A 9,350-nucleotide genomic window follows, 5' to 3' on the forward strand; every position below is an offset into this window, starting at 1 on the left:
TCGTCTTAGACACCGATTGCGTCGGGCGGTTAGAAAGACTTGTTGCTTCTCAAAAAAGCTTGATAATCACTTTAAAGTATTCGATCTGGTGTTCTTCTATGTCAATTATGGCTACGTCTGATGCCAGCATACTTTTTGACACACCACCAATAATATGAGTGTTAGTGTTAATGCTAACTCTACTAATGCTTATCCACGTGGTAATACAACAGTTAGACTATCGCCTTATCAGCCAAACTATTCTGTTTCAATCGATGGGGTTAATTCATCACCGAATTCAAGTAGCAACGATACGATTTATATTGTTAACTTCAATCAAGCATTTGATTTAGGTTCTGTGATTAATGTTCGTAGCAATGGAATTGGATTTAATAAAGTAATTAAAGTCGAGTAGTAAGTTACTTGCTTTGGAGATAATTTCTTAAAAACCCCCAACCTCGCGTTGGGGGTTTTTGTATTCATAATCTCAATAACCAAATACAAGCAACTCAATCAGCAAAGTTTTGTAAAAGCGATTAGAATAGTCGGTTTCCTATGTTGCTAACATATTCAAAGTAAGCAGCATGTTTCATTTTTGATTGGGCGCACTATGTCAGACAATACCACGACTGCTACAGCAAGCATAAAGTCGAGCAAAAATCCTAAAAATTCACCAGTTGCGGCTGCTATTGATACCGCGACGTTATTGATCAAATGCCGCGATCAAGCGGGTATCGTACAGGCTGTATCTGAGTTTATACACCGTTATGGCGGCAATATTATCACTCTCGATCAGTATTCAACCGCTCATGAAGGCGGGCAGTACTTTATGCGTTTGGAGTTTGCGTTAGCAGGCTTGAGCGAAATTATGGATAACTTTGAAGCCAGCTTTGGGCATACGGTGGCTAAGCGCCATAATATGGCGTGGCGCTTGCATAATAATGCGATTAAAACCAAGGTTGGCATCTTAGTGTCAAAGTTTGACCATGCCTTGTTAGATTTACTGTGGCGGCATCAGCGCGGGTTACTCGATTGCGAGATTACCTGTGTCGTTAGTAATCACGAAGACTTGCGCCAAGCGGTAGAAAACTTTGGCATCACTTTTCATTATGTGCCAGTCACCAAGGATAACAAAGCCGAGGCAGAAGAGCAGATTCATACCTTGATGGCAGGCAATGATTTGCTGGTATTGGCGCGTTATATGCAGATTTTATCATCTGATTTTGTTAAGCGTTGGCCGATGCAAGTCATTAATATTCACCATTCATTTTTGCCCGCCTTTGTCGGTGCTGATCCTTATCGTCAGGCTTATGAAAAAGGCGTCAAGCTTATCGGAGCAACCGCGCACTATGTGACAGCTGAACTTGATCAAGGGCCTATCATTGAGCAAGATGTGCATCGGGTCACTCACCGTCAAGGAGTGGCAGAATTACGCGCTATTGGCCGTGATATCGAGCGTAATGTCTTAGCGCGCGCAGTAAATTGGCATGTACAAAATCGCGTGATTGTGGCAGGTAATAAAACCGTGGTTTTTAATTAGCTTTTTTTAAGACGGTGTTAAACCAAAATAAGAGCGTAAAAAAGGCCGCCAGTATTGGTATTTAATACTGGCGGCTTTTTTTAATCACACTACCACTATTACAGCACTGGATTTACAACAGCATCTCTAGCACAAACTTACTACCGACAAAGCCGATTGCTAATAAGATAAACGCATAAATGGTCATATTGGCAGCACGTTTACCACGCCATCCTGCGCGCCAATTACCCAATAATAATGCGCCAAACAACAGCCATGAGAGCACGCTAAAGACCGTTTTATGAGCAAGGTGCTGTGCCAACAAATCTTCTACATAAACAAAACCAATGCCTAGCGCGATACTCAATAAGACAAAGCCGACCAATAGCATATCGAACAATAAACTTTCCATGCTCTGCAAGGACGGCAGTTTATTGACCCAAAAGCGATGAATCGACTGGTGTTTCAGCTCGCGTATTTGTAAGCGCAAAAATAGCGCTTGCAGCGCTGCCATCAGCAGCACACAATAGGCGGCAAGTGATAGTAAGATATGCGCCTCTAACCCGACGCTGATGTCTGTAATCGGACGATAGGGCGCGCGGCCGATATAACCGACAATCATCCCGATTAATGCCGTCGGTGCTGCTAAAATACCGAGGCTGACGATAGGGCGGTATAAGCTAAAAATAACGTAGAAAAATAAGAAAAATAAACTGATCAGGCTAATGGTATTAAACAAGTTGAAATTTAGCCCATAAAGCGTGACCACATGCGGATAGAGTAGTGCGGCATGTGCGAGCATGCCGACGACCAATAAACCTAAGCTTACGCCCTTGTGGATAGGTTTATCGTGAATCAGCGCCCAACCAATGTAGATGCTGACCAAAATATAAACCATGCCAGCCAGTAAAAATGCAAGTTGCAAGATAAAAAACCTCATCTCATGATGAGCGCAAAAACGCCGCTCAATTGAATGCTAAAATGGTATTATCAGAATGATTAGAATAATCATCCAATTTATCATAAAATGGCAAGCAATTGAGCGCCATCTTACGGATTGATTATAGCGCTTGTAGCACAGCAGCGCTTATTAGAAAAATGCCATTTGCAAAACGACTATAAGCTTTGTGGTCTCTTAATGCTATAGTGTTGATAATATGCTACTTTTTATCATTAATTTTATAAAATACTGCTTGATCGTTTGTAGCATCGCCAAACCATATAAATCAGCAAGCAACGCTGAACCAAATTTGACGACGTATTGTTGTCATAGTGTTTTTATCAAGAACCGCTTTTACCAAGAATTGCTTTTATCAAAGATTGTTTTCACTAAGAATTATTTTAATTGAGAGTTATTTATGTTTGATACCTTAACCGAACGCTTATCATCGAGCCTGCGTAATATCGCCGGTACTGGGCAGTTGACCGAAGATAATATCAAAGACACGCTGCGCGAAGTGCGCATGGCGCTGTTAGAAGCCGACGTCGCGCTGCCAGTGACGCGTGATTTTGTCAAACGTGTCAAAGAGCAAGCGCTTGGCGCAGAAGTGCTCAAAGAGTTGGCGCCAGGACAAGCCTTTGTCAAAATCGTCCATGACGAGCTGACCGAAATGATGGGCAGTGCCAATCAGCAGCTTGAGATGACGGGTAAACCGCCGGTTGTTTATCTGCTAGCAGGCTTGCAAGGGGCGGGTAAAACCACCACCGCTGGTAAATTGGCGAAATTCTTACAAGAACGTCATAAGAAAAAGGTGATGCTGGTTTCTGCCGACGTCTACCGTCCAGCGGCAATTGCTCAGCTTGAGCAAGTAGCAGGACAAGTCAATGCCAAGTTTGTCAATTCAACAGTTGATGAAAATCCGATTGATATCGCCCGCCGCGCTATCGAAGAAGCTAAAATCCAATATCAAGATATTTTGATTATCGATACGGCTGGTCGTCTGGCTATCGATGAGACCATGATGGCTGAAATCAAGGCGTTAACCGCGGCGGTCAACCCGTCTGAAACCTTGTTTGTCGTCGATGCCATGACCGGGCAAGATGCGGCCAATACCGCCAAAGCCTTTAACGATGCGCTGCCATTGACTGGCGTTATCTTAACCAAGACCGACGGTGATGCGCGCGGCGGTGCAGCATTGTCTGTACGCGCCATTACGGGTAAACCGATTAAGTTTTTAGGTCGCGGTGAGAAACTTGACGCGCTCGAGCTATTCCACCCTGAGCGTATCGCTCAGCGTATTCTTGGCATGGGTGACGTCTTAAGCTTAGTTGAAGAAGTCGAGCAAAAAATCGACCGTGATAAAGCCGAAAAAATGGCGAAAAAGATGCAAAAGGGCGGCGACTTCGACCTTGAGGATTTATTGACCCAGTTTCAGCAAATGAAAAGCATGGGCGGCATGGCAGGTTTCTTAGATAAAATGCCTGGTATGGGCGGCTCTGACATGCAAAAAGCCGTGCAAGACGCTAAGCCTGAAGAAAAAGTACGTGAAATGGAAGCCTTGATTAATTCAATGACGCCGTTTGAGCGTAAGAATCCAGATAAGATTAATCCAAGCCGCAAGCGCCGTATTGCCGCAGGTTCGGGTCGTGAAATTCAAGACGTCAATCGTTTGCTCAAGCAGCACAAGCAAATGGCAAAAATGATGAAAATGATTTCTAAACCTGAAGGTATCAGTAAAATGATGAAATCGATGCAAGGCTTGATGGGCGGCGGCGGTGCTGGCGGCGGCGGTCCGTTATTTGGCGGCGGTCAGCAAGGCGGTGCCAAAGATGTGAATCCCGCGCAGATGGCAAAGCAGATGGGACTGGATCCAAACAATATGCCGAGCACTGAAGAGATGCAAAAACAGATGCAAGAGCTACAAAACCAAGCGCCAAAGAAGTTTAAAACGCGCTTTTAAGCAATAACCGTTTGGATTAGCACAGTTGTTACGTCTTAATATCTTTACGTTTTCATGAAAACCCCAAGCTAACATCGCTGTGGGGTTTTTTATGTCTGGCGTATTTGCATAAATATTGATGGATGCACTAGGAAAATTTAGAAATTAATAAAATTCTTTTATCCTAAATGCTATGATAGGCGCTGATTGATGAGCGCATGTTTTGTGGTATTAAGAAAATAAGCCGAGGTAATGATGTTTTTAGCAATGGATACCGTATTTGAGCAGTGTTCGATCGCGATTTTAGATGCCAATGGTCAGGTGCTATCGAGTCATACCGAACAAGGTAAACGTGAGCAAACTCAGCACATTTTGCCAATGATTGATGCGGCCTTATCTGAGGCTAATCTGCGTCTTACTGATATAAAAGCATTGATATTCAACCGTGGTCCTGGTGCTTTTAGCGGTATCAGAATCAATACAGCGGTGGTGCAAGCCTTATCTGTCGCCCACGATATTCCTTGTGTCGGTGTTTCTAGCTTACAAGCCATTGCCCAGTGTGCGTATCAAAGGTATGGTTTGACCCAAGTTTATAGCGCGCTTGATGCGCGTATGCAGCAAGTATATTTTGGGCAATATGCGCTAATAGACCATATTATGCAACCCGTTGTGCAAGAAAATGGCGAAGATACCGAGCGCTTACTTGATTATGACAGCCAAACCGCTGCTAATCTTCCTATCGCCGGTAATGGTGCACCGCTACTAAAAATGCATGACGAACAAATTCTCCATGAAGAGGTTTGGCCAGATGCGGTAGTGATTGGACAATTGGGTATCGCTCAATTCATACAGACAGGCGGTAGCGATGCCGCTAATGCCTTACCAAAGTACTTGCGCAATCAAGCATGGAAAACGCTAAAAGAGCAAGGTAAGGCATAGTGCTTACATGATGATTCGTAAGCAATGCACTTTGTACTTCTACGTATAAACGATTATAAAAGCAACAACAATATAAAACAGCGGCTAGCGCTGTTTTTTTAGGGAAGCAACTGTGGATATACTGTTATTAATCCAAGCGCTCATTATGGGTATCGTTGAAGGTATCACGGAGTTTTTACCCATTTCTAGTACGGGGTATTTAATTTTATCAGCCGATTTGATGAGCTTTTGGACTAAGGAAAAAGTTGATTTGTTTGTGGTGGTAGTCCAGCTTGGTGCTATCTTAGCGGTCATTTATGATTACTGGGGCAGGCTGTGGCAAGCGCTGATGGGGCTACTGACCGGTAAAGCAGAAGGTATGAGTAATCCAAGGCAGCTTGGTTTAAGCTTAATTGTGGCGACCATTCCGGTAATGATTGTAGGTTTTACCTTTGCAGACGAGATTAAGGCGTATTTGTTTAACCCTATCGTGGTAGCGATTATGCTGATTGTCGGCGGTCTGCTGATATTTTATGTCGAAAATCGACCTAAAACGATTATTGCCCAAGAAGCAGAAGACGTCAGTCTAAAAACAGCGTTAATGATTGGTTTGATGCAGTGTCTGGCTTTGATACCCGGAACCTCACGCTCAGGTGCGACGATCATTGGCGCCCTCTGGCTTGGCGTGTCGCGCAAAGCTTCGGCGGAATTTTCTTTCTTTTTAGGCATACCTGTCATTGTTGGCGCGGCATTGTTGGATTTACTAAAGCACCATGATGTATTGACCAGTAGCGAAGACTGGCTGGTATTGGGTATAGGCACCGTGGTGTCATTTGTCGTGGCGTTACTTTGTATTCGCCTATTGGTCGCTTGGGTTAGCCGTCGCGATTTCAAAATTTTTGCATGGCTACGCATTATTACCGGCATCATCGTATTGGTCGCCGCTTGGGGTTTTGGCTATCAGATGGCAGGCTAAGTTTTAACGATGTGGCGTTATCATTTTCAACTGGGTTAACGGTAACGTTTTAAACCGTAAAGTATTAAAAGGGAGGGCAATCATGAGCAGTTTGCAACAAACATCAAGCGATTTTATGCATTGCCAGCTTTTTTATGTTAATGAAGCCCAACAAGCGCAAATCGCCAGCCTAAAAGCGCTGGTAGTGAAACATCAATTGCCTATTGTTCTAAACATTGAGTTGTTTAGCGAAAAGCTCAATCAAAAACGTCGCCAGCAATTAAGCCAGCATTCTATCCAGCCTATCTTAGTATTAGATGAAAAAGATAAGCTATCATGGCTGAGCGATGGGCTGAGCGTGGCGCCCGAATGGGATAAGCTACAACGCCGAGTGGTGAGTGCCGGGCGTAAGTCTGAGTTACTGCTACAAGCTGCTAAAATTACAGCGGATAGCACGGTCATTGATGCGACCGCAGGCTTTGGGCATGACAGCCTCATATTAGCCAGTACTGGCGCTCAAGTCATTATGCTTGAGGAGCAGCCCTTGATGGCGCTGTTTTTGATAGCTGAACAGCAGCGGATGAGTACGCTACCAAATTGGCAAAAGCTGATGAGCCGACTACAGATTATTAATGTCGATGCGCTTAGTTATTTTGAAAGTATTGATTTTGCAGATTCTAGTAATGGTTCGACCGCTGATAGCTATCAAACTATTGATGTGGTATATCTCGATCCTATGTTTCCAGAGGATAGCTATCAAGATAGCAAAACGGGTAAAGGCGCGAAAGTGGGTAAGCATATGCAAGCCTTGCACCAATTGGCACGTCCGCCAACGCTAGAAGATGAGTCGCAATTGCTCCAAAGTGCACAAGCGGTTGTCAGTCAAGGTGCAGGACAAGGCCGCGTCGTCGTCAAGCGTCCGCAGCTTGCACCATTACTGGCGCATCAACAACCGAGTGAAAGCTGGCATAATGAAGCGGTACGCTTTGATGGTTATTTCGTTTAAAAGACCTTTCGTTATCATGCATGGACTCAGTTAATCAGTTTGAGTGTTTAGAATACAAAGATTTAGAAGTGGTGGATTTAATAGTAATGGATTCAGGAGAAAAGGATGTCAACGATTATAATTTGGGTCATTGGTGCAGGCTTATTACTGATGAATATTGCGTTGCGAACAGAAGTTTTACAGCTCAAAGCCCACCTAAAAGCGCTTAGGAATCCAAAAGAACAAATGGACTACTTACGGCAGCAAGCAAAGCTTAGCCAAAATAATAAGATGGCATCCATTAAGGCATTACGCAAGCAATATCCTGAGTTGTCACTCATTGAAGCCAACAACTTATGGCAACAAATCCAATAGCTCGCCAATCCTTTCGCTTCTATTCGCTTAACCTAGCAGCCTGCAAAAAAGTATATAAAATTTCTATAGATGATAATAAAACGCCATGACATTTAACGACAAATTACAAGCCTACCTGCAATTAACGCGCTTTGATAAACCTGTAGGTATCGAGCTGTTGCTCTGGCCAACGCTCTGGGGGGTAATGCTGGCGGCGATGGGACAGGCGCAGCAGCAAGGGGCAACGGCAGGTTTGCCGAGTCTAAAGATATTTGTATTATTTGCACTGGGCGCGATTTTTATGCGCGCGGCAGGCTGTGCAATCAATGATTTTGCTGATCGCAAGGTCGACGGTCATGTCAGCCGCACCAAAGGCCGTCCATTAGCGGACGGGCGTTTATCCGCTAAAGAAGCCATTGCTGCTTTTTCAGTATTGGTATTGCTGAGTGCCAGTTTGTTATTCTTTTTGCCTATTGCGGTATTCTACTGGTCGCTTGGCGCCGTTATATTGGCGTTTATTTATCCCTTTATGAAGCGTTTTACCCATTTGCCGCAAGTCTTTTTAGCGGCAGCGTTTGGTTGGGCGATACCGATGGCCTATGTCGCGATACAAGGCGCGCCTGATATCTGGTGTTGGTTACTGTTTATCGCTTATATGTGCTGGACCGTGGCTTATGATACCCAGTACGCGATGGCAGATCGTGAGGATGATTTAAAAATAGGGGTCAAATCAACGGCGATATTATTTGGTCGCTACGATGTGATTATCATCTCGCTGCTACAAACCGCATTTTTACTTATTATGGGTGCGGTCATGTGGCATTACTTTGCGCCAACCAGTGTAGGCGTGATACCAGTATTTGGCTTGGCGCTCGTGGCAATGATGTTTGCCAAGCAGAACAGCGCTTGTGCCAGTCGTCAAGCACTGGCCTGTTTTCAGGCATTTTTGGCCAATATATGGGTAGGGCGTTACGTCTTTGCTCTTATCGCAATCGCGTGTTTATGGACGACTTTTAATGGATAACTTTAAGAAGCTCTCAAAGTCAAAAGCTAGAAAGGTATCTGATGTTAATGCACCAGTTATCGATTATCATGCAAAACTAGCTGAACATGGCTTAACACGTGCACAAGTCATCGAAACTGAGCGTAAACTGGCGAAATTTGCCAATACCATGGATTCGCTCGTACGTATTCCTTTTACCAAACAAGGCATGGGGGCGGATGCGGCACTGTCGACCATTCCGCTGGCGGGAGATTTGGCAGGTCTTGCTTTGACCAGCTATGCTTTTATATTAGGTCGGCAGTTGGGCGTACCGGCGCATAAAATGACCCCAGCGGTTAGGTTGGCGCTGATTGATATGGTGGTTGGTATCGTACCGGGGATTGGCACAGTGCTCGATATCTTTATTCGGCCAAGTCGTAAGACATTGACTATCGTCCACGAGCATCTACACGATGAATATGGCATCACCGAAACCATGCATATGGATCGGCCGTTTTTGCATCAATCATTAGAAGATAGACAGCAGCAAAGTCGCTTTGCGTTCTTTTGGCGTAATCCTATCGTTGCTTGGCTATACCTGCATATTCCTGATCTATTGGGATTAATCGTTATTGTGGTTATTGGTTGGGGCTTATGGGCGCTGATAAGCTGGCTGGTCGGTCTGTTTAGCAAGACCACTGGTTTTGGTTAAAGGTAAAGTAGAGTAAAAAAGGCGGCAAATATGATAAGTATTTGCCGCCTTTTTTAGGGTTTAATTT

The 9,350-nt window shown here is 44.4% G+C and carries 9 protein-coding genes and 1 pseudogene; 9 read left to right on the top strand and 1 reads right to left on the bottom strand.

Features of this window, described 5'->3' with window-relative positions:
• Nucleotides 1-121, top strand: a pseudogene (locus CXF58_RS00265) (IS1 family transposase); the annotation flags it as partial.
• A gap of 468 nt (nt 122-589) precedes the next feature.
• Nucleotides 590-1,519: a formyltetrahydrofolate deformylase gene (gene purU, locus CXF58_RS00270; RefSeq protein WP_226928880.1), complete on the top strand. Its 930-nt coding sequence runs from the start codon at nt 590-592 to the stop codon at nt 1,517-1,519.
• Between the two features lie 112 nt (nt 1,520-1,631).
• Here the strand turns inward: purU and CXF58_RS00275 are convergent, their stop codons facing one another.
• Nucleotides 1,632-2,438, bottom strand: coding sequence for a cytochrome C assembly family protein (locus CXF58_RS00275; protein ID WP_102076224.1), 807 nt, complete (start codon nt 2,436-2,438; stop codon nt 1,632-1,634).
• Between the two features lie 418 nt (nt 2,439-2,856).
• On the opposite strand from CXF58_RS00275, the gene ffh reads away from it, so the two are divergent.
• The 7 genes from ffh (at nt 2,857) to CXF58_RS00310 (ending at nt 9,283) form a co-directional block, all read left to right on the top strand.
• The gene (ffh, locus tag CXF58_RS00280; RefSeq protein WP_068403945.1) at nt 2,857-4,398 is read left to right on the top strand and encodes a signal recognition particle protein; all 1,542 of its coding nucleotides are present in this window, start codon (nt 2,857-2,859) and stop codon (nt 4,396-4,398) included.
• Between the two features lie 234 nt (nt 4,399-4,632).
• Entirely contained in the window at nt 4,633-5,316 is a 684-nt protein-coding gene (gene tsaB, locus CXF58_RS00285; protein WP_068403954.1) for a tRNA (adenosine(37)-N6)-threonylcarbamoyltransferase complex dimerization subunit type 1 TsaB, read from the top strand.
• A gap of 112 nt (nt 5,317-5,428) precedes the next feature.
• Nucleotides 5,429-6,271 carry an undecaprenyl-diphosphate phosphatase gene (locus CXF58_RS00290; protein WP_068403943.1) on the top strand — a complete coding sequence of 281 codons (843 nt, stop codon included), beginning with the start codon at nt 5,429-5,431 and terminating at the stop codon, nt 6,269-6,271.
• An 82-nt stretch (nt 6,272-6,353) separates the two neighbouring features.
• Nucleotides 6,354-7,256 carry a class I SAM-dependent methyltransferase gene (locus CXF58_RS00295; protein WP_102076225.1) on the top strand — a complete coding sequence of 301 codons (903 nt, stop codon included), beginning with the start codon at nt 6,354-6,356 and terminating at the stop codon, nt 7,254-7,256.
• Between the two features lie 105 nt (nt 7,257-7,361).
• Entirely contained in the window at nt 7,362-7,610 is a 249-nt protein-coding gene (locus CXF58_RS00300) for a hypothetical protein (RefSeq protein ID WP_068403940.1), read from the top strand.
• Nucleotides 7,611-7,695: 85 nt separating this feature from the next.
• Entirely contained in the window at nt 7,696-8,613 is a 918-nt protein-coding gene (gene ubiA, locus CXF58_RS00305; protein WP_068403937.1) for a 4-hydroxybenzoate octaprenyltransferase, read from the top strand.
• Complete coding sequence (locus CXF58_RS00310) at nt 8,606-9,283, top strand: DUF4112 domain-containing protein (RefSeq protein ID WP_068403935.1); 678 nt, start codon at nt 8,606-8,608, stop codon at nt 9,281-9,283. Before ubiA ends, CXF58_RS00310 begins: the two co-directional genes overlap by 8 nt.
• The last annotated feature ends 67 nt before the right edge of the window (nt 9,284-9,350 follow it).

Origin of the sequence: Psychrobacter sp. Sarcosine-02u-2, assembly GCF_002836335.1 — a bacterium.
Lineage (GTDB): Bacteria > Pseudomonadota > Gammaproteobacteria > Pseudomonadales > Moraxellaceae > Psychrobacter > Psychrobacter faecalis.